We start from the raw sequence: 25,791 nt of genomic DNA on the forward strand, positions 1-25,791 counted from the left end.
GTGGACCCAGGGAGGTGGCCGTGTCCACGGATCCGACCGAGCCCGCGGCGCGCCGCACCCGGCTCACCCCCGAGCGCGAGGCCGAGCTCTACGAGGCGGTCCTCACGATCCTGCGCGAGGTCGGCTACGACGGCCTGACCATGGACGGCGTCGCCGCCCGCACGCACGCCAGCAAGGCCACCCTCTACCGCCAGTGGAAGGGCAAGCCCGAGCTGGTCGCGAGCGCGCTGCGGCACCAGAAGCCGGTCAAGCTGGCGGACATCGACACCGGCTCCCTGCGCGGTGACCTCCGCAAGATGGCGTGCGAGGTGGACGATGACCGGATGGCGAAGGATGCCGCTCTTATGCGTGGTCTGGGGCACGCGATCCACACCAACCCCGACCTGCATCAAGCACTGCGCGACCTGCTGATCCTGCCGGAGCACGAAGGGCTCCGCGCCATGCTGCGGCGCGCGGTCGAGCGGGGCGAGGTGGCCGCGGACAACCCCGCGATCGACTTCGTCCCCCACATGATGCTGGGCGCGTTCATCGCCCGCTCCCTGATCGAGGACAAGACCGCGGACACCGCGTACCTGTCCCGCTACATCGACGCCGTGGTCCTCCCCGCCCTCGGCGCCTGACCCCCCACAGATCACCCTCCCCCACACTGCCCACCTGACGTGCCGCTCTCGTCGCCGGGCTGCTTCCCCATGCCCTGTTAGCCCACTGATCCGACGGGAGCACCACTCCTCGTGGCCACGTTCCTCTACAGACTCGGCCGGCTCGCCTACCGGCGGCGCTGGTACTTCGCCCTGATATGGGTGCTGCTGCTGGTCCTCGCCGGGGCCGGCGCCGCCACCGCGTCCAAGTCCTCCAACAACGACTTCTCCATACCGGGCACGGAGGCGCAGCGCGCCTTCGACCTGCTGGAGAAGCGCTTCCCGGGCAACAACGAGCAGAACGCGTCCGCCCGCATCGTCTTCAAGGCCCCTGAGGGTCAGAAGCTCACGGACGCCAAGAACAAGGCGGCTGTCGAGAAGGTCATCGCCGAGCTCAAGCACAGCCCGCAGGTGGCCGGCGCGGCCGACCCGTTCGCGGGGAAGACCGTCAACCCGGCCGGCACCACCGGCTACGCCTCCGCCGCGTACAAGGTCAAGTCCATGGACCTGACCGAGGACTCGCGCAGCGAGCTCAAGGAGGCCGCCCAGCACGGCCGCGACGCCGGGCTGACCGTCGAGGTCGGCGGCAGCGTGCTGCAGGAGATGCCCGAGGGCGGCTCCGAAGCCATCGGCATCGCCGTCTCCGCGGTCGTCCTGCTCATCACCTTCGGCTCGCTGGTCGCCGCGGGCCTGCCGCTCCTGACGGCCATCATCGGCGTCGGCATCGGCGTCTCGTCCATCGCGGCGCTCGCGCCCCTGCTGGACCTCTCCACCAGCACCTCCACGCTCGCCATGATGATCGGCCTCGCGGTCGGCATCGACTACGCGCTGTTCATCGTCTCCCGCTACCGCGCGGAGCTGGCCGAGGGCCGCGAGCGCGAGGAAGCGGCCGGACGGGCCGTCGGAACCGCCGGTTCGGCGGTGGTCTTCGCGGGCCTCACCGTCGTCATCGCGCTGGCCGGCCTCATGGTCGTCAACATCCCCATGCTGACGAAGATGGGCATGGCCGCGGCGGGCACGGTCACCATCGCGGTGCTGATCGCGCTCTCGCTCATCCCGGCCCTGCTCGGCTTCGCCGGCAAGCAGGTGCTGGCCCGCAAGGTCCGCAAGGCCGAGCCCGGCACCAAGGGCGACGAGAAGCCGAACATGGGCACGCGCTGGGCCCGCTTCGTCCTGCGCAAGCCCGTGCTCGTACTCGTGGCCGGTGTGCTGGGGCTGGGCGCCGTCGCCGTGCCCGCGGCCTCCCTGGAGCTGGGCCTTCCGGACGACGGCGCGGCCTCCAAGACCAGCACGCAGCGCAAGGCGTACGACCTGCTGTCCGAGGGCTTCGGGCCGGGCTTCAACGGCCCGCTCATGGTCATCACCGACGTGGCGGACGCCAAGGACCCCAAGGGCGCGGTCCAGAAGGTCGGCGACACCCTGAAGGGCCTGGACAACGTCGCCACCGTGACCCCGGCGCACTTCAACCCGGCCGGTGACACGGCCATGCTCACCGTCGTCCCCAAGTCCAAGCCGACCAGCACGGACACCGAGGACCTCGTCCACGCGATCCGCGGCAAGGGCGGCTCGCTCAAGGCCGACACGGGCGCCGACGTGCTCGTCACCGGCGCCACGGCGATGAACATCGACGTCTCGCAGAAGCTCAACGACGCCCTGCTGCCCTACCTGGCGCTGGTCGTCGGCCTCGCCTTCCTGCTGCTGATGGTCGTCTTCCGCTCGGTGCTCGTACCGCTGAAGGCCGCGCTCGGCTTCCTGCTGTCGGTCGTCGCCGCGCTCGGCGCCGTCGTGGCGGTCTTCCAGTGGGGCTGGCTGGGTTCGGTCTTCGGCGTCGAGGAGACCGGGCCGATCATGTCGATGATGCCGATCTTCATGGTGGGCGTCGTCTTCGGTCTCGCCATGGACTACGAGGTCTTCCTCGTCACCCGGATGCGGGAGGCGTTCGTCCACGGCGAGCGGCCCGGGCAGGCCGTCGTGACCGGCTTCAAGCACGGTGCGCGGGTGGTGACGGCCGCGGCCGTCATCATGATGAGCGTCTTCGCCGGCTTCATCGGCTCGTCCGAGCAGATGATCAAGATGATCGGCTTCGGCCTGGCCATCGCCGTCTTCTTCGACGCGTTCGTCGTCCGCATGGCCATCGTGCCGGCGGTGCTCGCCCTCCTCGGGAAGTCGGCCTGGTGGCTGCCGGGGTGGCTGGCGAAGGTTCTGCCGAACGTGGATGTCGAGGGCGAGGGGCTCCAGAAGCGGCTCGCGAAGCCGGGGGCGCCTTCGGTCGCGCCCGAGGCGGACGAGGACCGGGAGCTGGTCAAGGCCTGAGGCTGACCTTGCGGCGCGGCCCGGCGGTGAGCCCACCAACCCAGGTGGGTTCGGCACCGCCGGGCCGCGCCGTTTGCGGCTGATCTCCCCAGCTACCGCTGGGAGGTGCCCCCAGGCGGCGGAGGGAGGGGCCCCGGGTCAGGGGCAAGATCCCCCGCCGCAACGGCGCTCAGCCGCAGTCGGCGCATCCGGCGGTGCCGAACCGCGCGTAGTCGTACGTGCGCGCCCCAGCCCCAACGTGTCGTACGCCATGAATTCGACCGGATTGGGAACCGCCCCCCGTCGTGCCGGCGTTTCTTCAAGTCCACGGGTCACCGGCCCGCGGGCGTGGCCGGGGGCACGCGCGAAGGAAAGGGCTCCACGTTGAACCTGCTCGATCTGCTGCTGTTGCTCGTCGTGCTCGGCTACGCCGTCTCCGGCTTCCGCCGGGGCCTCGTGGCGAGCGTCGTGCTGCTCGCCGGGTTCCTCGGCGGAGCCGTCCTGGGCGTGTGGGCGCTCCCGTTCGCCCTGGAGCCGTTCGAGGCGGGGACGGCCACCGCGGCCGTGGTCGCCGTCCTCGTGGTCCTCGTCCCGGCCGGGATCGGGCACGCCCTGGCTGGCCGTCTCGCCTACGGCCTGCGCCGCAGGCTCACGTGGGCCCCGGTCCGGGGCGTGGACGGCATCGGTGGCGCCGTCGTGAACTCCCTGGCCGTGCTCCTCGTGGGCTGGGTCGCCGCGAGCGTGCTCGTCTCGGCGAACTCTCCGCTCCTGTCCCGTCAGATCAGGGACTCCACCCTCCTCGGGGCCGTGCAGAAGGCGATGCCGGAGCAGGCCCCCACCTGGTTCAGCCGCACCACGGACGCCCTGACGGGCGCGGGCTTCCCGCAGGTGTTCAACCCGTTCGAGAACGAGCCGGCGACGAGCGTCCCGGAGCCGTCCGGCGACACCGTCACGCCGGCCGCGAAGCGCGTCGCCCGCGAGAGCGTGGTCAAGGTCGAGGGCGTCGCCGACACGGGCGAGGGCCGCCGCGGCCAGGAGGGCAGCGGCTTCGTCTACGCCGCGCAGCACGTGATGACGAACGCCCACGTCGTGGCGGGGGTGCGGACCCCCACCGTGCGCGTCGGCGGCGTCGGCAAGGCGTATCAGGCGAAGGTCGTGCTCTTCGATCCGCGCACGGACGTCGCCGTCCTGGACGTCCCGGGCCTGCGGGCCCCCGTGCTGCCGTTCGACAAGGGCGCCAAGCGCGGTGACGGGGCGATCGTCGCGGGCTTCCCGGAGAACGGCGGCCTCGACGTCCGCGCGGCCACGGTCGCCAACGAGCTCCGTGCGAAGGGCCAGGACATCTACGGCGACGGCGTGACCACGCGCCAGGTGTACTCCGTACGGTCCACGATCCGGCCGGGCAATTCGGGCGGCCCGCTCCTGACCCCGTCCGGGCAGGTCTACGGCGTCGTCTTCGCCCGCTCCACGTCCGACGCGGAGACGGGCTACGTCCTGACGGCGACGCAGGTCGAGGACGCGGCCCGGCGCGCGGCGACGGCGACGTCGCCGGTGAGCACGGGGAGCCGGGCGGCGCTGTAGCGGGCGCGCACGGCCTCCGGCCGGGGTCCCTTGCCGGAGGCCGTGCGCGGGGTCAGGACTTGCAGCCGGACAGGACCTGCCGCAGCTTGTCCTTCTCCGCGGAGGTGACGGACAGCCCGTAGTAGTCCTTCACCCCGATCCACGCCTCGCTGTAGTTGCACTCGGCGCCGGCCACCGGCAGCCACCGGTCCGGGCCGTTGTCCATCTTGCGCCGGTTGGCCCAGGTGGACACGGCGATCAGCTGCGGCGCGGCGGTCAGGTCGTTGGCGAACTCCCGCCGCTTCCGGTCCGTCCAGTGGCGCGCCCCGGATCCCCACGCGTGCCGCAGCGGCACGATGTGGTCGATGTCGACGTGCGCCGGGTCGGCCATGTCCCGGTTGTCGTACTCGCTGTGCCAGCGGCCGCCGACGACCTTGCAGTGGCCTTCGAGCTTCGCGGGGACGACGGACTGGAGTCTGAGGGCGGTCTCCCGGGTGGTGCACTGGTCGATGCCGTGCCGCACCCAGCAGGTGGATCCGAAGTACGTGCGCTTGTAGCCCTTGCTGCTGAACGGCCTGACCTTCAGCTCGTCCAGCATGCGCACGGCTTCCTTGACGTCCGGGATGTGCCGGGGCCATTTCACGGGGAGGCTGCGGTGGTGCGGGGCCGGGCCCGTCGTGGTGTCGGTCTTGGGGGGTGCGTAGACGTCCCCCTCCTCCGCCGTGGCCCCTTCGCATTCGTTCTCGTCGTAGTCCACCGGGGCCCGGTGGAGCCCGGCCTGCGGTGTGGTGGGTTCGGGCGGCGGGGGAGTGGCCCGGGCCGCGGTACCGGGGAGGGCCGCCGGAAGGACGGCGGCGGCGGTGGCGAAGGCGATTCCCAGGCGTCTGAACCGGCGCATGAACGCATCTCCTCGTGGCTGCTGCGGATGCCGATGTGGCCGATGTAGCCGATGTAGTCGTCAGGAGAATTGACCAAGAACCTGCCAAAACTGCATATATTATGACTAATTCACCCATCTGTGTAAGAGGGTGGTCGAGCCTCAGGGCGAGAGCGCGGGTCCCCGGCCGCCGTCACACCGCGATCCGCTCCTCTTCCTCCTCCGCTTCCTCCAGGAGCCGGGCCGCCAGCGCGTCCAGGGCGCGGTCGAGCCGGGCCCGGTCCTCCGGGTCGCCCGCGTCCCAGTCGCCCAGGCGGGCGGCCAGCCACGAGCGCCAAGTCGCGGCCAGCCGCTCGATCTCCGCCTCGCCCGCGGGCGTGAGCGTCAGCAGATCGCCGTCCACCCGCGCGTACCCCGCCCCCGCCGTCCGTACGAACACCGGCTCCAGCGCTTCCGGCGGCATCCGGTGCGCGGCCGCCACCGAGGACAGCGCCGCCTCGCCGCGCACGCGCAGCCGCCAGTGGATCTGGCCCAGCGTCCACGCCTCCGCCGGATCGAGCGGACTGCCCGACTCCGCCAGCATCTGCCGGCCCACCGGCCCCCCGGCCTTGCGCATGAGGCCCGCCACCGCCCGCTCCAGCTGCCGCTCCGCCTCCGCCGAGTCCGGCGCCGCGAAGCCCTCGCCCATGTCGGCCGCCCCGGCCCGCGCACTGTCGCGCAGCGGCACCTCCTTGAGGAACCACGCCGCGACGAAGCCCGCCAGCGCCACCGGCACGACCCACAGGAAGACGTAGTTCACGGTCTCCGCGTACGCGTCGACGACCGGCCGGGCCTGCGCGGGCGGCAGCGCGGCCAGCCTCTGCGGGCTGATCACGGCGGACGGCGGCACGCCGGGCGAGCGGAGCAGCGCCTCCGTCAGGTTCGGCTTCAGCCGGCCCGCGTAGAGCGTGCCGAAGATGGCCGTGCCGAAGGAGCTGCCGAGCGTGCGGAAGAAGGTGACGCCGGAGGTGGCCGTGCCCAGCTCGTGGTACGGGACGGTGTTCTGCACGGCGATCGTCAGCACCTGCATCGCCAGCCCGATGCCGGCGCCCAGCACGAACATGTACAGGGACTCCAGCCACGCCCCCGTCGACGCCCCCATCGTCGACATCAGGTACAGCCCCAGCGCCATGACGGCCATGCCGGCGACGGGGAACCACCGGTACCGGCCGGTGCGGCTGACGACGATGCCCGAGACCATGGACGCGCCCAGCAGCCCGGCGACCATCGGCAGCGCCCGCACGCCCGACATCGTCGCCGACACCCCGTCCACGTACTGCAGGTACGTCGGCAGGTACGTCAGCGCGCCCAGCATCGCGAAGCCGACGATGAAGCTGAGGAGGGAGCAGACGGTGAAGACGGGGTTGCGGAAGAGGTGCATGGGGAGCATGGGTTCCTTGGCCCGCAGCTCCACCAGGACGAAGGCGGTCAGCAGGACGACCGCGCCCGCGAAGAGGCCGACGATGACCGCCGAGCTCCACGCGTACGTGTTGCCGCCCCACTCCAGGCCGAGGACGAGCGCGGAGGAGCCGGCCGCGACCAGGGCGATGCCCAGGTAGTCGATCACGGGCCGCACCGCCGAGCGGACGACGGGGATCGTGCGGGCCGCCATGACGACCATGACGATGGCGACGGGCACGTTCACGTAGAAGCACCACCGCCACGTCGCGTGGTCGGTGAAGATGCCGCCCAGGGTCGGGCCGACGACCGTCGTCACGCCGAAGACCGCGCCCAGCGCGCCCTGGTACTTGCCGCGCTCGCGCAGCGGGATCACGTCCGCGATCAGCGCCATGGCGGTGACCATCAGTCCGCCGCCGCCCGCGCCCTGCACGGCGCGCGCCGCGATCAGCATCGCCATGGAGCCGGCGGCGCCCGCGAAGACCGAGCCGGCCGTGAACACCACCGCGCTGAGCTGGAAGACGACCTTCCGGCCGAAGAGGTCGCCGAACTTGCCGACGAGGACGGTCGCGACGGTCTCCGCCAGCAGGTACGCCGTGACGACCCAGGCCATGTGCCCGCCGCCGCCGAGGTCCGCGACGATCGTCGGCAGCGCGGTCGAGACGATCGTCTGGTCGAGGGCCGCGAGCAGCATGCCGAGCACGATCGTGACGAAGACCAGGTTCGTGCGGCGGCGGCTGAGCACGGGCGGGGCCGTGGGCACCGGCGGGGCCGTGGTCATAAGCCCAGCATTCGGGGGACGGGCGGAGGCCGCCACCGGGGGAGGCGCGCGGAGGGGCGAGGGGCGCGCAGAAGCGCGCCGCAAGCTCTTGCGAATGATTCGCAGAGAGCCCCTATCATCGAGCGGCCCGTTGCGGGCAGGAAATGCCGCCGGCAGGAAGTGTCGCGGGCAGGAAGTGAGGGGCGACGTCATGCACGTACCCGACGGATTCATCGATGCGCCGGTCTCCGCCGCCTCGGCAGTGGTCGCCGCGGCGGCCGTCGCCGTGAGCCTGCGCGGCGCCCGGCGCGAACTGGACGACAAGGCCGCGCCGCTCGCCGGCCTCGTCGCGGCGTTCGTCTTCGCCGTCCAGATGCTGAACTTCCCCGTCGCGGCGGGCACCAGCGGACACCTGCTGGGCGGCGCGCTCGCGGCGATACTCGTCGGCCCGTACACGGGAGTGCTCTGCATATCCGTCGTCCTGCTCATGCAGGGCGTCCTCTTCGCGGACGGCGGGCTCACCGCGCTCGGCGTCAACATCACCGACATGGGCATCGTCACGACGGTGGTCGCGTACGCGGTCTTCCGCGTGCTGGTCAGGCTGCTGCCGCGGGGGCGTACGGGCCTGAGCGCGGCGTCCTTCGCCGCGGCCCTGATCTCGGTGCCGGCAGCCGCGGCGGCCTTCACCCTGATCTACGCGATCGGGGGGACGACGGACGTCCCGGTGGGCCAGGTGTTCACGGCCATGGCCGGCGTCCACGTCCTGATCGGCCTCGGCGAGGCGGCGATCACCGCACTGACGGTCAGCGCGGTGGCAGCGGTCCGCCCGGACCTGGTGCACGGGGCGCGGGACCTCCTGCGGCCTCTGGAACTCCGCACGACCGCGGTCACGCTTCCGGGAAGCCCGGCGCCCTCTTCCCGCCGCGACGGTGACCAGCCCGAGCGGCGCGGCCCGGCGGTGCCGGACGGCCTGGCGGCCGAGGCCGCAGCTTCCGTGCCGGGAAGCCCGGCGCCCTCCTCCCGCCGCGACGGTGACCAGCCGGAGCGGTGTGGTCCGGCGGTGCCGGACGGCCTGGCGGCCGAGGCCGCAGCTTCCGTGCCGGGAAGCCCGGCAACCTCCTCCCGCCGCGACGGTGACCAGCCCGAGCGGCGTGATCCGGCGGTGCCGGACGGCCTGAGCGGGGATCGGCACCGCCGGTCAGGTACGCGGGGGCTGGACACCGTCGCGGCGGAAGGTCTTGCGGAGGGCGAGTCCACCCTGCCCGGGAGCCCGGAGACTTTCCCCCGCCGCGACGGCGACCAGCCCGAGCGGCGTGGCCCGGCGGTGCCGGACGGCCTGAGCGGGGATCGGCTCCGCCGGTCAGGTACGCGGGGGCCGGACACCGTCGCGGCGGAAGGAGGCGCCCCGGGGGCGCCCCGCAGCGCGAAGCGGCTGTGGCTCGTCGGCGTCGCCGCCGCCCTCGTGTGCGCCGGCGGGCTCAGCTACTACGCCTCCGCCAGCCCCGACGGCCTCGAAAAGGTCGCCCACGACAAGGGCATCGACAGCAAGGAAGAAGCGCACGCCGCCAAGGACTCCCCCCTGGCCGACTACCAGGTCAAGGACGTCTCCGACGAGCGCCTCTCCGGCGGCCTGGCCGGAGTGATCGGCGTCGGCGCCACCCTCGCCACCGGTACGGCCGTCTTCGTCGTCCTCCGCCGGAGGCGCTCGGCCCGCACCGAATCCGAGACGGCAGCCCTCTGACATGTCCGCCGGCCACGCCCACAAGCTCTACCGCCACGCCCGCACCCCCGTGCACGCCCTCCCCCCGCACTGCAAGATCGCGGCCGTCCTCGCCTTCGTCCTCACCGTCGTGGCGACCCCGCGCGAGGCGGTCTGGGCGTTCGCCCTCTACGCCCTGCTGATCGCCGCCGCGGCGGCCGCGGCCCGCATCCCCGCCGCGTTCCTCCTCCGGCGCCTGCTGATCGAGATCCCGTTCGTGGCGTTCGCGCTGCTCATGCCGTTCGTCGTGCCGGGCGAGCCCGTCCACCTCCCCGGCGGGCTGACGGTCAGCGAACCCGGCCTCTGGGGCGCCTGGAACGTCCTGGCCAAGGGCACCCTCGGCGTCGCCGCCTCCGTCGTGCTCGCCTCGACGACGGAGCTCCGCTCGCTGCTCCTCGGCCTGCAGCGCCTCCGCATGCCCCCGCTGCTCGTCCAGATCGCCTCGTTCATGATCCGCTACGGGGACGTGGTGACCGACGAGATGCGCCGCATGCGCATCGCCCGCGAATCCCGCGGCTTCACCGCCCGCGGCGTGCGCCACTGGGGCGTGCTGGCCAGGTCCGCGGGCGCGCTGTTCATCCGCTCCTACGAGCGCGGCGAGCGCGTCCACCTGGCGATGGTCAGCCGGGGCTACACCGGCACGATGCCGGTGACCGACGACGAGCCCGCGACCCGTACGCAGTGGACGTACGCCGCAGCACTGCCGCTGGCCGCCCTCGCGGTCTGCCTGACCGGATGGACCCTGACATGACCGCAGCCCGCACGCGGACCCTCTCCCTCGACGTGTCCGGCCTCGCCTACGCCTACCCCGACGGCCACCAGGCCCTCTTCGGCGTCGACCTGGAGGTCGCCCGCGGCGAGCGCGTCGCGCTCCTCGGCCCGAACGGCGCCGGCAAGACGACCCTCGTCCTGCACCTCAACGGCATCCTCGGCGGCGGCCTCGGCACGGTCCGCGTCGCGGGCCTGCCCGTCGAGAAGCGGAACCTCGCCGAGATCCGCCGCCGGGTCGGCATCGTCTTCCAGGACCCCGACGACCAGCTGTTCATGCCGACCGTCCGCGAGGACGTCGCGTTCGGCCCGGCCGCGGCCGGCCTGCGCGGCGCGGAACTGGCGGCGTGCGTGGACAAGGCCCTCGCGCAGGTCGGCATGGCCGGCTACGCGGACCGCCCGCCGCACCACCTCTCCTTCGGGCAGCGCCGCCGCGTCGCCGTGGCGACCGTCCTCGCCATGGAGCCGGAGATCCTCGTCCTGGACGAGCCGTCCTCCAACCTCGACCCGGCCTCCCGCCGCGAGCTCGCGGACATCCTGCGCTCTCTGGACGTGACGGTGCTCATGGTCACGCACGACCTCCCGTACGCGCTGGAGCTCTGCGAGCGCTCCGTCGTCCTCAGCGAGGGTGTCATCACGGCCGACGGCCCGACCCGCGACCTGCTGTGTGACGAGAACCTCATGCGGGCGCACCGCCTGGAGCTGCCGTTCGGCTTCGACCCGCGCACCGTAAGGCCGGACGCGGTGGATGCGGCCGCGCGCGGCGCCGGAAGGTGACGGGTCCCTCCACCCCGGTCTACGCGCATTGACGAACACGTTGCACCATGGTGGAGGAATTCGCAGCAATCGGCACAGGAGCAGGCAACAGTGGTGGACGTCCAGGGCACGGTGACGGACGGTTTTGAACCGGTCCGGGACGCCTTCGCGGAGAACTTCGCCCGGCGCGGCGAGCGGGGCGCGGCGGTCGCCGTCTACCGCGACGGGCGCAAGGTCGTAGACCTGTGGGGCGGGGCGCGCGACGCCGACGGCGGCGAGGAGCCGTGGCAGCACGGCACCGCGCAGATCGTCCGCTCCGCCACGAAGGGCGTCGCCGCGGCCGTCCTGCTGCTCCTGCACCAGCGCGGACAGGTCGACCTGGACGCGCCCGTCGGCACGTACTGGCCCGAGTTCAAGGCCGCCGGCAAGGAACGCGTCCTCGTCCGGCACCTCCTCTCGCACCGCGCCGGCCTGCCCGCGCTCGACGTGCCCCTCACCCCGGCGCAGGCCGTCGACGGCGTCAGCGGCCCCGCGGCCGTCGCCGCCCAGGCGCCCGCGTGGGAGCCCGGCACGGCGCACGGCTACCACGCGCAGACGTACAGCTGGCTGCTCGGCGAGCTGGTCGAGCGCATCACCGGGCGGTCGATAGGCCGCTGGGTCGCCCAGGAGATAGCCGGGCCGCTCGGCCTGGACCTGTGGATCGGCCTGCCGGAGGCCGGGCAGGCGGGCCGCGCCGGCCGCATCGCCGACATCGAGCCGCCGGCCGCCGCCGCGCCCTCGGCGGGACTGCGGGTCCGCCCCAAGCAGGCCGTCACGGACGCCTACAGCGACCCGGAGTCCCTGACCCGGCGCGCCTTCGCCGCGATCTCCCCGGCGGCGGACGAGAACGCCCCGGCGTACCGCGCCGCCGAACTGCCCGCCTCGGCGGGCATCGCGACGGCGGACGCGCTCGCCCGCTTCTACGCGTCCCTGATCGGGGACGTGGACGGCGCGCGGCGTCTCTTCGCCCCCGCGACGCTGACGCTGGCCCGCACGGAGGAGTCCGCCGGCCCGGACAAGGTCCTCGTCGTCAACACCCGCTTCGGCCTCGGCTACATGCTCCACGGCCCGGCCTCCCCGCTCCTCGCCCCCGGCTCCTTCGGCCACCCGGGCCGTGGCGGCTCCCTGGCGTTCGCGGACCCGGAATCGGGCGTGTCCTTCGGCTACGTCACGAACGGCATGCAGAAAAACGTCACGGCGGACCCGCGCGCCCAGGCCTTGGTCCGCTCGCTCGCCCGATCACTGGCGCAGTAGCCCACGGGGCCGGAGCCGCGCCCCGGCCGCGCCGCGGTGGTTGCTCGCGGCCGCGACGGCAAGCTGTGGTCCACGTCGGTGAGCCGTGGTCCATGTCGGTAAGCCGTGCTCCACGTCGGTCCGGGCCTCTTCCGCTGCCGGCGGCGGATGCCTACGGTATCCGTCCATGCAGGCATTGCACCGCTTCGACGGTTACGCCGCCCTCGTCACCGGCGCCGGCCGCGGCATCGGCGCCGCCACCGCGCACCGCCTCGCCGCGGAGGGCGCCCGCGTCCTCGTCACCGATATCGACGGCGACCGGGCCGACCGCACCGCGGCCCGCCTCCGCGCGGACGGCCTGACCGCCGAGGCGTACGCGTGCGACGTCGGCGACCGGGCGGCCGTCGAGGCGGCGGTGGCGCGCGCCGTCGAGCGGTTCGGCGGGCTGGACGTCCTGGTCAACAACGCGTACTCGTTCCACGCCGACCCCCCGCTCGTCGAGGACGTCACCGACGACGCCTGGTCCCGGGACCTCGACATCACCCTGACCGGGGCGTTCCGCTGCGTACGGGCCGCCATGCCGCACCTGGCCGCGGCCCCGGACGGCCGCGGCGCCGTCGTCAGCGTCGGCTCCGTCAACGGCGAGCAGGACTACGGCAATCACGCCTACAGCGCCGCCAAGGCCGGCCTCGCGGGCCTGACCCGCACCCTGGCCGGGCAGTGCGCGCCCCGCGGCGTACGGGTCAACCTCGTCGCCCCCGGCACGGTCCGCACGCCCGGCTGGACCGGCCGGGAGGACGCGCTGGAGCGGGCGGCCGGCCAGTACCCGCTGGGAAGGGTCGGCGAGCCGGAGGACATCGCGGCGGCCGTCGCCTTCCTCGCCTCGCGCGACGCCGCGTGGATCACGGGGATCACCCTTCCCGTGGACGGCGGCATCCTCATCGGCAACACCGGCCTGCAGCAGGCGTTCAAGGGGCGGTGAGCGGGGCGACCGGAGCCATCAACCCGCGTGCAGCATCATCCCGATCCCCGCCACCATCAGCCCCGCCGCCGCCACCCGCGGCGCCCCGAACCGCTCCTTGAAGAACACCGCACCGATTGCCGCCCCCACGAGGATCGACGACTCCCGCAGCGCCGAGATGGGCGCGAGGTCCGCGCGCGTCTGCGCCCACAGCACCAGCCCGTACGCGGCCACGGACAGCACCCCGCCCAGCAGCCCCCGCACCGCGTACGGCCTGATCTCCGCCACGAACCGGCCCCGCCGCGTCACCATCGCGTACACCGGGATCGCGGCCCCCTCCAGGATCATCAGCCACGCGATGTAGCCGAGCGACGTCCCGGAGGCGCGGACGCCGAGGCCGTCCACGACCGTGTACGCGGCGATCGCGAGGCCCGTGGCCGCGGCCGCGGCGATGGCCGCCCAGTGCGGCCGCGCCCCCGAGCCGCGGATCCCCCAGAGCGCGAGCCCGACCAGCCCGGCCGAGGCCACGAGGACGCCCGCGGCCTGCCAGCCGCCGGGCGTCTCGCCGGCGAAGACGGCGGCCAGGACGGTGACCGCGAGCGGGGCCGTGCCGCGGGCGATCGGGTACATCTGCCCGAAGTCGCCGAGCGTGAACGACCGCATGAGCAGCAGCTGGTAGACGATGTGCAGGACCGCGGAGCCCAGCAGGTACGGCCAGGCCGCGCCCGCCGGCAGGGGGACGAAGCCCGCCGCCGCCACCCCGCACAGCGTCCCGCCGCCGCCGACGAGGGTGAAGGCGAGGAGCTGATCCTTGATGCCGTGCGCGACGGCGTTCCAACTGGCGTGCGTGATGGCGGCTATGAGGACGGCCGTGGCGACCAAAGGGGTCATGGACCAGGACGCTAACCCCGTACGTACGGCATACGCGATGTCGCATGTCACACGGGCCGGGCGGGCCTCCCCGCCGTCTCCACGAGCAGCCAGCCGGCCGCGCACATGAGGACGGTCACGGGGGCGGTGACGCGCACCGCCACGAGCACGGCGGAGTGCCCCTCCAGGAGCCCGCCGAAGCCCACCATGGACAGCCCCAGCACGCCGAAGAGGGCGAGCGTGACGCCGAGCGCGGCGGCGGCCGCGGCGCCGCGGCGGGCGGCGGGCGTCCCCGCCGGAGCAGACGCCGGCGGCTGCTCGGCCCTGCGGAAGACCGCGACGAGGAGCGCCGTGACGGCCGCCGCGGCCACGATGCGGACCGGGACCTGCAGCCACCAGGCCGCGCTCGCCGGCGCGGGCAGGGACACGTGCGCCGCGAGCATCGCCCCGTACACGCCCAGCATCGCCGTGAGATGCCACAGGAACGCCGTCATCGCGACGCCGTTCGCGGCGACGACCGTGCGCCAGACGCGGGGACGCGCCACCGCACGGGTCATGGGGCCGCGCAGCAGCTCGACCGCGCCGATCAGCCACATGCCGTGGCAGAGCAGGGCGGCGGTGGGCGGCGCCATGTTGCTGATCTTCTCGCCCGGCATGCCCACCATGGACAGCGGGTACGGGCCGAAGGCCACGAGGGCGACGGCTCCGGCGAGACCGGCCGCGGCGAGGACCGCGGGCCGGTGCAGGCGCCCGTCCGCGCGGAGGAAGCCCAGCTGGTGGACGGCCAGCCAGACGAAGGCGAAGTTGAGGAACTCCACGTACGGGACGCCGGCCGCGAAGCGCAGGACGTCGACGGCTGCCGCCGCGGCCGCCAGCGCGGCGAACGCGCCCCAGCCGTAGCGCTCGTGGAGGCGCAGGAGCGGCGGGGTGAAGGCCACCATGGCCAGGTAGATGCCGATGAACCAGAGCGGCTGGGCGACGAGCCGGGCGGCGACGTCCGTCAGGGCGCCGTTCCCACCGGCCAGTTGTACGGCGAGCGCGCCCGCGCCCCACACGGCGACGAACAGCATCGTGGGGCGGAGGAGACGCTGGAGGCGGGCGCGGAGGAACAGCGCGTAGGCGGGGGCGCCGGTGCGGCGGGTGAGCGAGCGGTACGACAGGGCGTGCGAGAAGCCGCCGACGAAGAAGAACACCGGCATGACTTGCAGGAACCAGGTCAGCAGCTGCAGCTTCGGCTCGACCGCGAGCAGATTGCCGACGGCGGGGCGGTGGCCGTCGTCCACGGTGACGGCGGCCATGAGCCAGTGCCCGAACACGACGGTCCCGAGGGACGCCACGCGCAACAGGTCGATGACGCGGTCCCGCGTCCCCGGCGCCGCCGCGGCCATCTCCCGCGCGCTCATCTTGATTCCCATACGCGCCACGATCGCCGCCGGGCCCGGCGGACCACCACTGCCGGGGTACTCAGATCGCACCTGAGTACGGGGGCGCGTGCGGGGCGGGGCCCGTTCCCGTTGCCGGGGGCCGGCAACACCCCCGCCGCGGCAGGAGGGCCCGACCGAGGCCGCATCCCCTTGCCGGGAGCCCGGCAACAACCCTCCGCCGCCTGGGGGCACCTCCCAGCGGTAGCTGGGGGAGATCAACCCCCGCGGCGCGCCCCGGCGGTGCCGAACCGGCCTGCAGGCGAGCTGGGCACCGCCGATCAGGTCCGTACGGGCAGGGCGCCGTCGCGGCGGAGGTGGACGGCCGGGGCCGTCAGGGCCTGTGCGGGCTCGGCCCTGCCCCCTTGCCGGGGGCCCGGCAACAACCCTCCGCCGCCACGGCGATTAGCCACCGCGGCGCGCCCCGGCGGTGCCGAACGACCTATCCGGGGACGGAGCCCCGCCGGCCCGGCCCGTGCGGGCCGGTGCCGTCAGGACGACCGCAGTACCGACGCCACGATCGGCCCCGCCGAGTCGCCGCCGTGGCCGCCCTGGGGGACGACCGCCGCCGCGGCGACGTCGCCGCGGTACGCGGTGAACCAGCCGTTCGGCTTGGGCTGGCCGTCGACCTCCGCGGAGCCGGTCTTCGCACCGGTGTCGGGGCCGAGCCCGGACATGGCGCGGGCGCCCGTGCCGGACGCGGCGGTGAGCCGCATCATGCCCCGCAGCTGCTCCGCGACGCCGCCCGGCAGGGCCCGCGGCGCCCGGGCGAGCGTCCGGTCGTCGAGGGACGGGTCGACGACGTAGGGCTGGTGGAAGGAGCCGGCCCGTACGGTCGCGGACATGGAGGCGACGTTGAGCGCGGACATCTGCACCTTGCCCTGCCCGATCATCGCCGCCGCCTTGCCCGCCCCGGACTCGGCGGGCACGCTGCCGTCGAACGTGGCGACGCCCGTCTTCCACTCCAGGCCGAGCCCGAAGACGTCCCGCGCCTCCGCGGCGAGCGCGCCGTCACCGACCTGCCCGGCGAGCGAGATGAAGGCGGTGTTGCAGGAGGCGGCGAAGTCCTGGGCGAAGGTCGCGCCGGGGTTCTCGCTCTCCTCCACGTTGTGGAAGCGCATGCCGTACGTGGCGTACTTCGGGCACGGCAGGGGCTTGCCGGGGGAGGCCTTGCCGGCTTCCAGGAGCATCGCCGACGTGATGATCTTCATGGTGGAGCCGGGCGCGGTCTGCCCCATGAGCGCGGTGTTGAACTCGGTCTTCTTGGAGTTGGCGACGGCGAGGATCTCGCCGGTACTGGCCTTGAGGGCGACGACGGACGCGTCGTCGCGGAGGTTCACGGCCGCCTCGGCCGCCCGCTGGACCCCGGCGTCGAGCGTGGTCTTCAGCTGGGCGGGCTTGCCCTTGGAGACGACGTGCAGGGTCTTGGGGGCGGCGGCGCCGGCCCCGTCGGCGGTGGCACCCCCGGCCGCACCTTCCGGCACGGCCTGCACTTCGACGCCCGGCGCGCCGCCCGCCTTCTCCCCGAACCGCTTGCGCAGCTGCGGCAGGACGGAGGCGAGCGAGGGGTAGTCCTTGGCGTCGAGCTTCGTGCCGTTGCGGTCGAGCGCGTCGATCTGCGGCGGGGCCCCGGCGGTGGTCCGCAGGGTCTCGCCGCGGCCGAGCTGCGGGTGGACGACGGCGGGCTGCCAGTCGACGAGCGCCTGCCCGGTGCTGCGGCCGCGGACGACGTCGAGCGAGGAGTCGTACGTCCAGGTCGAGCGCTGTGCACCGTAGGAGACCTCGGCGCTCACGGAGAACGGCACCTTGGCGCCCTGGGGCGTGCCCGGCTTGAGGGACACCTTCTCCACGTGGGCGGCCTCGCGGTAGCCGCCGAGCGCGGTGGTCGCCGCGCCGGAGTTGTCGGTGAGGCCGGCGGCCTTGGCCGTGTCGCCGGACTCCCAGGCGGCGAGGAAGTCGTGCGCGGTCTTCTTGATCTCGTCCGCTGTCGGCGGCCCGGTTCTCAGCGGGGCGGGTTCCCCGTGCGCGCCTGTCGAGCCGTCACCCGCGACGGCGTCCACCAGGTTGTACGCGCCGAGGCCGGCCGCCCCCACGACCGCCGCCGCCACGACACCGATCGCGATCTTCGCGCCCTTGTGCATGTGTGTTCCCCCTCCAGGTCCCAACCGGGCCTCCCCGCCCGACCGGTTTAATCATCCGATTAAAACCTCTGTGTGGGCACTGTACGGGAAGGCCGGAGCGCGCAAGGGGGCTATGGCCGGAACCGATCCTTCAGGGGTATGGAACCGCTCCTCCAGGGTTATTGAACTGCCGTCAGATCCACGAGTCGAACCACATGCGGTTCCGCCACGCCTCTATCGGGATCGCGTGGCCGGTGTAGATCGGCCAGAAGTAGATGAAGTTCCACGCGATCAGCAGCACCAGCGTGCCCGCCCCGACCGCGCCCGCCACCCGCCGCCGCTCCGAGGACCCCGGCGGCCCCAGGACCGCGCCGATCATCATGGCCAGCGTCAGGCACAGAAACGGCAGGAACACCACCGCGTAGAAGACGAAGATGGTGCGCTCCTGCCACAGGAACCACGGCAGATAGCCGGCCGCGACCCCGCACAGCACCGCGCCCGCCCGCCAGTCGCGCCGCAGCGCCCACCGGTAGAGCAGGTACGCGAGCGCGAAGCACGCCGCCCACCACAGCAGCGGGGTGCCCAGCGCGAGCACCTCGCGCGCGCACTTGTCCGTCGCGTCCACCGGGCAGCCGTCCTCGCCCGGCTTCGGCGACTCGTAGAAGTACGAGACCGGGCGCGCCTGGACGAGCCAGCTCCACGGGTTGGACTGGTACGTGTGCGGCGAGGAGAGCGTGGTGTTGAAGTTCCACACCTCCTGCTCGTACTTCCACAGGCTGCGCAGCGGGTTGAGGACCCCGGAGAGGAAGCCGTCCGTGCCGTAGCCGCCGTCGTTCTCGGCCCAGTGCCGGTAGTAGCCGCTGTGCTGCCAGCCGTTCTTCTCGCTGTACGTGCCGCTGTTCGCGAACCAGCCGGTCCACGACGCCAGATAGACCGCGACCGCCACCGGCACCGTCGACAAGAACGCCCACGGCACGTCGCGCCGCAGCGCCGACACGAACGGGCGGCGCGCGCCCGCCGTCCGCCGGGCCGCCGCGTCCCACAGGACGATCATCAGGCCGAACGCGGCCAGAAACACCACGCCGTTCCACTTCGTGGCACAGGCCAGGCCCAGGAACACGCCCGCCGCGATCCGCCACGGGCGCAGGCCCAGGCGCAGGCCGTCACCGACCGCCTCGTCGGGGCACGCCACGCCGTCCGCGCCGACCGGCAGCGCGGCGGCCAGCCGGGCCCGCGAGCGGTCCCGGTCCACGAGGACGCAGCCGAACGCGGCCAGCACGAAGAACATCAGCACCGAGTCGAGCAGCGACGTGCGGCTCATGACGAAGTGCAGGCCGTCCACGGCCATCAGGGCGCCCGCGAGGCAGCCGAGGAACGTGGAGCGGAAGAGGCGGCGGCCGATGCGGCACAGCATCAGGACGGACAGCGTGCCGAGCAGCGCCACCATGAAGCGCCAGCCGACGGGGTTCAGCCCGAAGAGCCACTCGCCGAGGCCGATGACCCACTTGCCGACCGGCGGGTGCACCACGTACCCCGGGGCGTCCGGGACATCGGACCAGCCCCCGATGACCTTGTCGTTGATGTCGTCCGGCCACTTCGCCTCGTAGCCGTACTTCCACAGCGCCCACGCGTCCTTGGCGTAATAGGTCTCGTCGAATATGACGGCCTTGGGGCTGCCGAGGTGCCAGAAGCGGAGGAGACCGGCGAAGAGGGTGACGAGCAGCGGGCCCGTCCAGCCCGACCAGCGGGCGAGCCGGCCGGCGGCCTCCGCCCGCACGCCCAGCAGTGACCACACGCGCGTCCCCGGCTCCGGGAACGGGGGTACGAGCCGCTCCCGCACGTCCGGCTGCGGCCTTGCCACGTAGCCGAACCGGCGGAGTCTGAGCTGCCACGGTGGCGGTTGCCCGGCTGCCGTCCGGCCTTGCGAGACGTGCGTCGCGGTGTCACTGGTCACCGCGCCATCGTAGGGAACCAGTCTGTGGACCGGCGGATCACCGCTCGGGCATGTTCGCCCGCATCGCCTCCTCGACGACGCGGAGCTCCGCCGTGGGGCTGAACTGGACGACCTCGCTCCCGGCGGCGGCGAAGGGCACGTGCCCGCGGGGCAGGTAGAACGCGTCCCCCTCCTCGAAGACCTCCTCACGGCCCCCGTCGTCCGGGAACCGGTAGGTCAGCCGGCCCTTGAGGACGTAACCCCAGTGCGGGCAGCTGCAGGCGTCGCCGGGGAGGCCCCGGAAGAGGGCGGTGCCGTCGACGTCCTCGGTGAAGGTCACGAAGTCGACGGTGTACCCGTCGATGTCCTCGTGCCGGTCGACGACGGGCCCGTGCGTGCTGACCTGCGCGGCGTTGTCCCTGGAAACCTTGGCCATCGCAAACCTCGCCTTCCTCCGGTGCGGTGGGGTGTGGTGCCTTGTGGTGTCGGTGCCGCTCCCGGTGCCGGTCCCGGTCCCGGCCCTTCCAGGGTCCGCTCTCCGTGCGCCTGGGGCACCCGGTGGGCCCGACCGCGTCGCCGGGCCCCGCCGTGGTGCCCCGTGCCGCCGGGCCGGCCGCTCGCGCGTGGTGGTTCCGGCACCGCCGGAAGCCGCCGTGGTGGTTGCTCGCTGTTGCGGCGGATTTTTCTTGCTTGCGGCAAGGAGGCGGTCCGCTGCCCGGTGCCGGGCAGACACCTCCCGCCGCGATGGTGATCAGCCCCCGCCGGGGTCTTCGGCGGTGCCGGACCGGCTCTGCTTGCCTGCGGCAAGGAAGCAAGGCCGGCTTTACCTGTCGGCCGGGTGGCCGGACACGCAGTCTTGCCGCGGGCAAGGAACCCCCGCCCCGCCGGGCACGGCCCCCGCCGGAAGGCGGGGAGGAGCCGCCGCAGCGGGGGGCGCAACCCCCGTCGTCACGCGACCCGCGCCGGAGGCGCCCCCGCGCCTGGGAGGATGGGGGCGTGACTGGAACGCTCGTACTTGCTGGTACTCCCATCGGGGACGTCGCCGACGCCCCTCCCCGCCTCGCCGCCGAGCTCGCCGCCGCCGAGGTGATCGCCGCGGAGGACACGCGCCGGCTGCGCAGGCTGACCCAGGCGCTGGGCGTGCACACGACCGGCCGGGTCGTGTCGTACTTCGAGGGGAACGAGTCGGCCCGCACGCCCGAGCTGGTGGAGGCCCTGGCCGGCGGCGCCCGCGTGCTGCTGGTCACCGACGCCGGTATGCCGTCCGTCTCCGACCCGGGCTACCGCCTGGTCGCCGCCGCCGTGGAGCGGGACATCAAGGTCACGGCCGTGCCGGGCCCGTCCGCCGTGCTGACGGCGCTGGCCGTGAGCGGCCTGCCCGTGGACCGCTTCTGCTTCGAGGGCTTCCTGCCCCGCAAGGCCGGCGAGCGCCTCGCCCGCCTCCGCGACGTGGCCGCCGAGCGCCGCACGCTCGTCTACTTCGAGGCCCCGCACCGCCTGGACGACACCCTGGCCGCGATGGCGGAGGCCTTCGGCGCGGACCGCCGCGCCGCGGTCTGCCGCGAGCTGACGAAGACCTACGAGGAGGTCAAGCGGGGCCCGCTGCAGGACCTCGCGGCCTGGGCGGCCGAGGGCGTGCGCGGCGAGATCACGATCGTCGTGGAGGGCGCCCCCGAGCCCGGCCCCCAGGAGCTGGGCGCCGAGGAGCTCGTGCGCCGTGTGAGGGCGCGCGAGGAGGCCGGCGAGCGCCGCAAGGAGGCCATCGCGGCCGTGGCTGCGGATGCAGGCCTACCCAAGCGCGAGGTCTTCGATGCCGTCGTGGCAGCAAAGAATGCGCCATAACAGGGCCCATCGGAGAGTAAAGGGATAATCTGAAAAGCAAAGCTTAGGCCTGGCAGCCTGGGACTTTGGGCAGGTCCGCGCCAAGTTTGCCCCAATTCGGGGGATAGGCTGCTGCGCCGTCGCCGGGATGGGCGTTCCCTGGATGTGGGACGTCCGGTCCCGGAGAGACTTGTCCTCAGGACAAGAGGAGCTGCCATGAGCGAGATCGCAGGAACCTCGAACGGTGTCCACTCGATAGCCGGCGCGCAGCCGGTCCCCGAGCGCAGCACATTCGCCGCCGCACCCCCGGCCGTCGTGGAGACGGAGACGGTGCACGAGTCGTACTCGTTCGCCTGCATGCGGTGCGGTCACGGCTGGGAGCAGTCGTACGAGATCAAGCACCACACGGACGCCGAGGGTCGGCCCTTCGTCATCTACTACGCGGACGGCGAGCGCGTGCCGTCCCCGCTGACCCGCCCCACCTGCGTGAACTGCGGTGAGCACGTCGTGCGCATCATGCGGTCCGGCCGCGTCTCACTGATCGCGGACGTCCTGCACCGCCCCGCCCACGAGGTCCCGGCCACCCAGCAGGCCCCCGCGGGCCCGCTCCACGCCGGCGGCCCCGAGCCCTGGCACCGGCAGCGGTTCCCGCGCACCGAGCGGCCCGGGACGTCCGAGCAGCCCGGCGAGCCCGGGCAGGAACACCACTGGCACCTCTCGGACCTCCTCCACCCGGTCCGGGCGTACCGCGAGCACCACCGCTGATGGTCAGCTGACGGTCACGGGCGCTGCCTAGAATCGCTCGCATGGCGGCAACAACATCGAACGCATCGAACAGCAGTGGCGGGACCGGCAGCGGCAAGAACGACAAGGACGCCCCACCGCCACTCCCGGCCCCGCTCGGCGTTCCCGTTGCCGACTCGCACACCCACCTGGACATGCTCCCCCAGCTACCGCTGGGAGGTGCCCCCACCAGCCACTCCGAGAGTGATGGCGAGGGCGTCGCCGACGCCCTCGCCAAAGCCGCGTCCGTCGGCGTGACGACGGTCATCCAGGTGGGGTGCGACGTGGCCGGTTCCCGCTGGGCTGCCGAGACGGCCGCCGCGCACGAGGCCGTCTGGGCCACGGTCGCCCTGCACCCCAACGAGGCGCCCCGCATCGTCCACGGCGACCCCGACGGCTGGTCGCGCCAGGGCACCCGCCCCGCGGGCGGCCGGGAGGCCCTCGACGCCGCGCTCGCCGAGATCGACCACCTGGCCGCGCTCCCGCAGGTCAAGGGCATCGGCGAGACCGGCCTGGACTTCTTCCGCACCGGCCCGGAGGGCATGGAGGCCCAGGAGTACTCCTTCCGCCGCCACATCGACATCGCCAAGCGCCACGGCAAGGCCCTGGTCATCCACGACCGCGAGGCCCACGCCGACGTCCTGCGCGTCCTGGACGAGGAGGGCGCGCCGGACGCGGTCGTCTTCCACTGCTACTCCGGCGACGCCGAAATGGCGAAGGTCTGCGCCGACAACGGCTACTACATGTCGTTCGCCGGAAACGTCACCTTCAAGAACGCCCAGCCGCTGCGCGACGCCCTCGCCGTCGCCCCCCTCGACCTGATCCTCGTCGAGACCGACGCGCCCTTCCTGACCCCCGCTCCCTATCGCGGACGGCCCAACGCGCCGTACCTCATTCCGGTCACGTTGCGCGCCATGGCGGGCTACAAGGAAATCAGCGAGGACGCGCTCGCCGCGGCCGTCGCGGCGAACACGGCGCGGGCTTTCGGCTACTGAAATCCGGCCGCCGCGGCGGTCACCGGGGCGGTCGACGGGGCGGTCGCCGGGGCCGCCGCGCGCCCCCTCCGCGCCCCCGCGCCCCGCGACACCGTGTGATGATCCGACTTTGGAGAGTGACTTCCCCTCCGCTACAGTCCCGGGCCGAAGCACGACCCAGGGGAGCGTCACGTGACTCGTCATGCACAGGGCAGCCCCCGCGCCGCACGCAGCGGTGCGGCGGAAGCACCGCCGTACGACCCGTTTGACCCCTACAACCCGTACGCCGCGCACGACGCGTATGCCGCGCACGACCCGTACGACCCGCACGACCCGTACTTCGCCGGCCGCTACGAGGGCCGCCATGAGGGTCGCTACGAGGACAGCCCCTACGACAGCAGTGGCCACGACGGCAGCCACTACGACCTGTACGCCGCCTACGTCGCCCCGGTCGGGCCCTACCCGATATACGAACCGGTCCCGGCCCCGGCGGGCCCGGGCTCCGCCCCGTACGACCCCTTCCTGCCCGAGCCCCGCGAAGCGGCGGCCGGCCCCGGGGCACCCGCCCCGTACGAGGCGCCGCACCTGCCGCGCCAGCCGTTCACCAGAGAGGCGTACGCGGCGGGAGAGACCGTCGTCGCGGGAGAGGTCGTCACCGAGGACGCGCCGGCCCGAGAGGCCCTCGCGGGCGGTGCCGCCGGTGCCGTCGGCGCTGCTGACACGCCCCCTGCCGCGCCCCGCCCCGCCCCCGGCCGCCGCCTCGGCGGCCGCGGCCGCAAGCGCCCGGGCGACCGCCCCGACGCCCTGCGGAAGCTGCTCCCGCAGGCCCTCGTCGTCGCCTTCCTGGCCGGCGGCACGTCCGCGTTCGTCGCCGACGACAAGACCGTCCACCTCACCGTCGACGGCCACGAGCGCGTCCTGCACACCTTCGCCGACGACGTCGACGAGCTCCTCGCCGACCAGGGCATGGACCTCGGCGAGCACGACGACGTCTCGCCCGGCCACGGCCACGACCTCGCCCGCGGCGACGAGATCACCGTCCGCTACGGCCGCCCCCTCGCCCTCACCCTCGACGGCGAGCACCACCGCATGTGGACCACCGCCCGCACCGTCGACGGCGCCCTGCGCCAGCTCGGCGTACGCGCCGAAGGCGCCTACCTGTCCGCCGAACGGTCCGCCCCCATCAGCCGCGACGGCCTCGACCTCGCCGTCCGCACCGAGCGCACCGTCACCTTCATGGCCGACGGCCGCGAGCGCACCATCCGGACGAACGCCGCCACCGTCCACGAGGCCGTCGAACAAGCCGGCATCTCCCTCCACGGCGAGGACACCACCTCCGTCGACCCCGACAGCTTCCCCCGCGAAGGCCAGACGATCTCCGTCATGCGGATCACCGGCAGCGAGGAGGTCCGCGAGGAGCCCATCGACTTCACCACCGAGCGCCACGACGACCCCGACCTCTTCAAGGGCACCGAGGTCGTCTCCCAGCGCGGCGAGAAGGGCGTGGAACGCATCACGTACGCGCTGCGCACGGTCAACGGCGTCAAGCAGAAGCCGCGCCGCGTCGCGTCCGAGACCGTGCGGGAGCCCCGCACCCAGATCGTCCGCGTCGGCACCAAGGCCCGTCCCGTCTCCGTCCAGAGCGTCGGCGGCGACGGCCTGAACTGGGACGGGCTCGCCCAGTGCGAGGCCGGCGGCCGCCCCGACGCCGTCGACCCGTCCGGCACGTACGGCGGCCTCTACCAGTTCGACGTGCACACCTGGCGGTCCCTGGGAGGCAGCGGCCGGCCGCAGGACGCGCCCGCCTCCGAGCAGACGCTGCGGGCCAAGAAGCTGTACGTCAGCCGGGGGGCGAGCCCGTGGCCCGTGTGCGGCCGTAAACTTCACGGGTGAGCTCCAGCCCCAGTACAGACGAGTCCGGCGCGCTGCTCGGCCCTGCCGACATCCGCGAGCTGGCCGCAGCCCTCGGCGTACGGCCGACGAAGCAGCGCGGCCAGAACTTCGTGATCGACGCGAATACGGTCCGGCGCATCGTCCGCACCGCCGGCGTCCGGCCCGACGACGTCGTCGTCGAGGTCGGCCCCGGCCTGGGGTCGCTGACCCTCGCCCTGCTGGAGGCCGCCGACCGGGTCGTCGCCGTCGAGATCGACGACGTGCTCGCGGCGGCCCTGCCGTCCACCATCGCGGCGCGCATGCCGGAGCGGGCGGATCGTTTCGCTCTCGTCCACAGCGACGCCATGCACGTCCAGGAGCTGCCGGGGCCGGGCCCCACCGCTCTTGTGGCCAACCTGCCGTACAACGTCGCCGTGCCGGTGCTGCTGCACATGCTCGATCGCTTCCCGAGCATCGAGCGCACGCTGGTCATGGTCCAGGCCGAGGTCGCCGACCGGCTCGCCGCCCGTCCCGGCAACAAGGTCTACGGCGTGCCGTCGGTCAAGGCCAACTGGTACGCGGAGGTCAAGCGGGCCGGGGCGATCGGGCGGAACGTCTTCTGGCCCGCGCCGAATGTCGACTCGGGTCTCGTGTCGCTCGTGCGACGGGACAAGCCGATCGAGACGACGGCGACGAAGGACGAGGTGTTCGCGGTCGTGGACGCGGCGTTCGCCCAGCGGCGGAAGACGCTGCGGGCGGCGCTGGCCGGCTGGGCCGGGTCCGCTGCGGCGGCGGAGGCGGCGCTGGTGGCTGCGGGTGTCTCGCCGCAGGCGCGGGGCGAGGCGCTGACGGTGTACGAGTTCGCGGCGATCGCGGAGAACAAGCCGGCGGTGTAGCGGCGCTGGCGGGGCGGGTGC

19 protein-coding genes and 2 pseudogenes are annotated in these 25,791 nt (G+C 73.4%); 14 read left to right on the forward strand and 7 right to left on the reverse strand.

The window, feature by feature from the left end; genetic code table 11:
- The first annotated feature begins 20 nt into the window (after positions 1 to 20).
- The 3 genes from IF61_RS0105570 (at position 21) to IF61_RS0105580 (ending at position 4,511) form a co-directional block, all read left to right on the forward strand.
- Positions 21 to 620, forward strand: coding sequence for a TetR/AcrR family transcriptional regulator (locus tag IF61_RS0105570; protein ID WP_030365109.1), 600 nt, complete (start codon positions 21 to 23; stop codon positions 618 to 620).
- A gap of 111 nt (positions 621 to 731) precedes the next feature.
- Entirely contained in the window at positions 732 to 2,951 is a 2,220-nt protein-coding gene (locus tag IF61_RS0105575) for an MMPL family transporter (RefSeq protein WP_030365110.1), read from the forward strand.
- A gap of 363 nt (positions 2,952 to 3,314) precedes the next feature.
- On the forward strand, positions 3,315 to 4,511 hold the full coding sequence (locus IF61_RS0105580; RefSeq protein WP_030365111.1) for a MarP family serine protease: 1,197 nt from the start codon (positions 3,315 to 3,317) through the stop codon (positions 4,509 to 4,511).
- A 52-nt stretch (positions 4,512 to 4,563) separates the two neighbouring features.
- Here the strand turns inward: IF61_RS0105580 and IF61_RS0105585 are convergent, their stop codons facing one another.
- Positions 4,564 to 5,388, reverse strand: coding sequence for an HNH endonuclease family protein (locus tag IF61_RS0105585; RefSeq protein ID WP_052392430.1), 825 nt, complete (start codon positions 5,386 to 5,388; stop codon positions 4,564 to 4,566).
- A gap of 172 nt (positions 5,389 to 5,560) precedes the next feature.
- Complete coding sequence (locus IF61_RS0105590; protein ID WP_030365113.1) at positions 5,561 to 7,585, reverse strand: MDR family MFS transporter; 2,025 nt, start codon at positions 7,583 to 7,585, stop codon at positions 5,561 to 5,563.
- 190 nt (positions 7,586 to 7,775) lie between these two features.
- Between IF61_RS0105590 and IF61_RS37690 the strand changes: the two are divergent.
- From IF61_RS37690 to IF61_RS0105615, 6 genes and pseudogenes are all read left to right on the forward strand, one after another.
- Positions 7,776 to 8,480 (forward strand): annotated as a pseudogene (locus IF61_RS37690) (energy-coupling factor ABC transporter permease); the annotation flags it as partial.
- Between the two features lie 486 nt (positions 8,481 to 8,966).
- Positions 8,967 to 9,305 (forward strand): annotated as a pseudogene (locus tag IF61_RS37695) (PDGLE domain-containing protein); the annotation flags it as partial.
- Between the two features lies 1 nt (position 9,306).
- A complete protein-coding gene (gene cbiQ, locus IF61_RS0105600) occupies positions 9,307 to 10,074 on the forward strand; it encodes a cobalt ECF transporter T component CbiQ (protein ID WP_030365115.1) in 768 nt (255 codons plus the stop codon).
- Entirely contained in the window at positions 10,071 to 10,868 is a 798-nt protein-coding gene (locus IF61_RS0105605) for an energy-coupling factor ABC transporter ATP-binding protein (protein WP_052392431.1), read from the forward strand. Before cbiQ ends, IF61_RS0105605 begins: the two co-directional genes overlap by 4 nt.
- Before the next feature lie 90 nt (positions 10,869 to 10,958).
- A complete protein-coding gene (locus IF61_RS0105610) occupies positions 10,959 to 12,140 on the forward strand; it encodes a serine hydrolase domain-containing protein (protein WP_030365117.1) in 1,182 nt (393 codons plus the stop codon).
- Between the two features lie 166 nt (positions 12,141 to 12,306).
- Positions 12,307 to 13,101, forward strand: a complete 795-nt coding sequence (locus IF61_RS0105615) for an SDR family NAD(P)-dependent oxidoreductase (protein ID WP_043187945.1) — start codon at positions 12,307 to 12,309, stop codon at positions 13,099 to 13,101.
- A gap of 18 nt (positions 13,102 to 13,119) precedes the next feature.
- Here the strand turns inward: IF61_RS0105615 and IF61_RS0105620 are convergent, their stop codons facing one another.
- From IF61_RS0105620 to IF61_RS32040, 5 genes are all read right to left on the reverse strand, one after another.
- A complete protein-coding gene (locus IF61_RS0105620; protein WP_030365119.1) occupies positions 13,120 to 13,971 on the reverse strand; it encodes a DMT family transporter in 852 nt (283 codons plus the stop codon).
- Between the two features lie 47 nt (positions 13,972 to 14,018).
- Positions 14,019 to 15,359 carry an acyltransferase family protein gene (locus tag IF61_RS0105625; RefSeq protein WP_107042987.1) on the reverse strand — a complete coding sequence of 447 codons (1,341 nt, stop codon included), beginning with the start codon at positions 15,357 to 15,359 and terminating at the stop codon, positions 14,019 to 14,021.
- A gap of 503 nt (positions 15,360 to 15,862) precedes the next feature.
- A complete protein-coding gene (locus IF61_RS0105630; RefSeq protein WP_030365121.1) occupies positions 15,863 to 17,512 on the reverse strand; it encodes a penicillin-binding transpeptidase domain-containing protein in 1,650 nt (549 codons plus the stop codon).
- 172 nt (positions 17,513 to 17,684) lie between these two features.
- The gene (locus IF61_RS0105635; protein ID WP_030365122.1) at positions 17,685 to 19,445 is read right to left on the reverse strand and encodes a dolichyl-phosphate-mannose--protein mannosyltransferase; all 1,761 of its coding nucleotides are present in this window, start codon (positions 19,443 to 19,445) and stop codon (positions 17,685 to 17,687) included.
- 37 nt (positions 19,446 to 19,482) lie between these two features.
- On the reverse strand, positions 19,483 to 19,860 hold the full coding sequence (locus IF61_RS32040; protein WP_043187948.1) for a cupin domain-containing protein: 378 nt from the start codon (positions 19,858 to 19,860) through the stop codon (positions 19,483 to 19,485).
- A 560-nt stretch (positions 19,861 to 20,420) separates the two neighbouring features.
- Here IF61_RS32040 and rsmI point away from each other — a divergent pair.
- The 5 genes from rsmI to rsmA all read left to right on the forward strand — a co-directional run bounded on the left by rsmI (position 20,421) and on the right by rsmA (position 25,770).
- Positions 20,421 to 21,266 (forward strand): 16S rRNA (cytidine(1402)-2'-O)-methyltransferase, encoded by an 846-nt coding sequence (rsmI, locus tag IF61_RS0105645; protein ID WP_030365124.1) that lies wholly within the window; start codon positions 20,421 to 20,423, stop codon positions 21,264 to 21,266.
- Between the two features lie 195 nt (positions 21,267 to 21,461).
- Positions 21,462 to 22,010 (forward strand): hypothetical protein, encoded by a 549-nt coding sequence (locus tag IF61_RS0105650; protein ID WP_030365125.1) that lies wholly within the window; start codon positions 21,462 to 21,464, stop codon positions 22,008 to 22,010.
- Between the two features lie 41 nt (positions 22,011 to 22,051).
- Positions 22,052 to 23,023, forward strand: coding sequence for a TatD family hydrolase (locus IF61_RS0105655; RefSeq protein WP_030365126.1), 972 nt, complete (start codon positions 22,052 to 22,054; stop codon positions 23,021 to 23,023).
- A gap of 405 nt (positions 23,024 to 23,428) precedes the next feature.
- Positions 23,429 to 24,895, forward strand: a complete 1,467-nt coding sequence (locus tag IF61_RS0105660) for a resuscitation-promoting factor (protein ID WP_397945744.1) — start codon at positions 23,429 to 23,431, stop codon at positions 24,893 to 24,895.
- Positions 24,892 to 25,770 carry a 16S rRNA (adenine(1518)-N(6)/adenine(1519)-N(6))-dimethyltransferase RsmA gene (gene rsmA, locus IF61_RS0105665; protein ID WP_030365128.1) on the forward strand — a complete coding sequence of 293 codons (879 nt, stop codon included), beginning with the start codon at positions 24,892 to 24,894 and terminating at the stop codon, positions 25,768 to 25,770. The genes IF61_RS0105660 and rsmA overlap by 4 nt, the downstream gene beginning before the upstream one ends.
- Positions 25,771 to 25,791 lie beyond the last annotated feature (21 nt).

It is taken from the genome of Streptomyces roseoverticillatus (assembly GCF_000719265.1).
GTDB lineage: Bacteria > Actinomycetota > Actinomycetes > Streptomycetales > Streptomycetaceae > Streptomyces > Streptomyces roseoverticillatus.

What these genes read in the sequence shown, in the direction of transcription:
- IF61_RS0105630 (WP_030365121.1), bottom strand. Translation starts at nt 17,512, where the DNA reads ATGCACAAGGGCGCGAAGATCGCGATCGGTGTCGTGGCGGCGGCGGTC.
- IF61_RS0105620 (WP_030365119.1), bottom strand. Translation starts at nt 13,971, where the DNA reads ATGACCCCTTTGGTCGCCACGGCCGTCCTCATAGCCGCCATCACGCAC.
- IF61_RS0105655 (WP_030365126.1), top strand. Translation starts at nt 22,052, where the DNA reads ATGGCGGCAACAACATCGAACGCATCGAACAGCAGTGGCGGGACCGGC.
- IF61_RS0105585 (WP_052392430.1), bottom strand. Translation starts at nt 5,388, where the DNA reads ATGCGCCGGTTCAGACGCCTGGGAATCGCCTTCGCCACCGCCGCCGCC.
- IF61_RS0105650 (WP_030365125.1), top strand. Translation starts at nt 21,462, where the DNA reads ATGAGCGAGATCGCAGGAACCTCGAACGGTGTCCACTCGATAGCCGGC.
- IF61_RS0105590 (WP_030365113.1), bottom strand. Translation starts at nt 7,585, where the DNA reads ATGACCACGGCCCCGCCGGTGCCCACGGCCCCGCCCGTGCTCAGCCGC.
- cbiQ (WP_030365115.1), top strand. Translation starts at nt 9,307, where the DNA reads ATGTCCGCCGGCCACGCCCACAAGCTCTACCGCCACGCCCGCACCCCC.
- IF61_RS0105605 (WP_052392431.1), top strand. Translation starts at nt 10,071, where the DNA reads ATGACCGCAGCCCGCACGCGGACCCTCTCCCTCGACGTGTCCGGCCTC.
- IF61_RS0105615 (WP_043187945.1), top strand. Translation starts at nt 12,307, where the DNA reads ATGCAGGCATTGCACCGCTTCGACGGTTACGCCGCCCTCGTCACCGGC.
- IF61_RS32040 (WP_043187948.1), bottom strand. Translation starts at nt 19,860, where the DNA reads ATGGCCAAGGTTTCCAGGGACAACGCCGCGCAGGTCAGCACGCACGGG.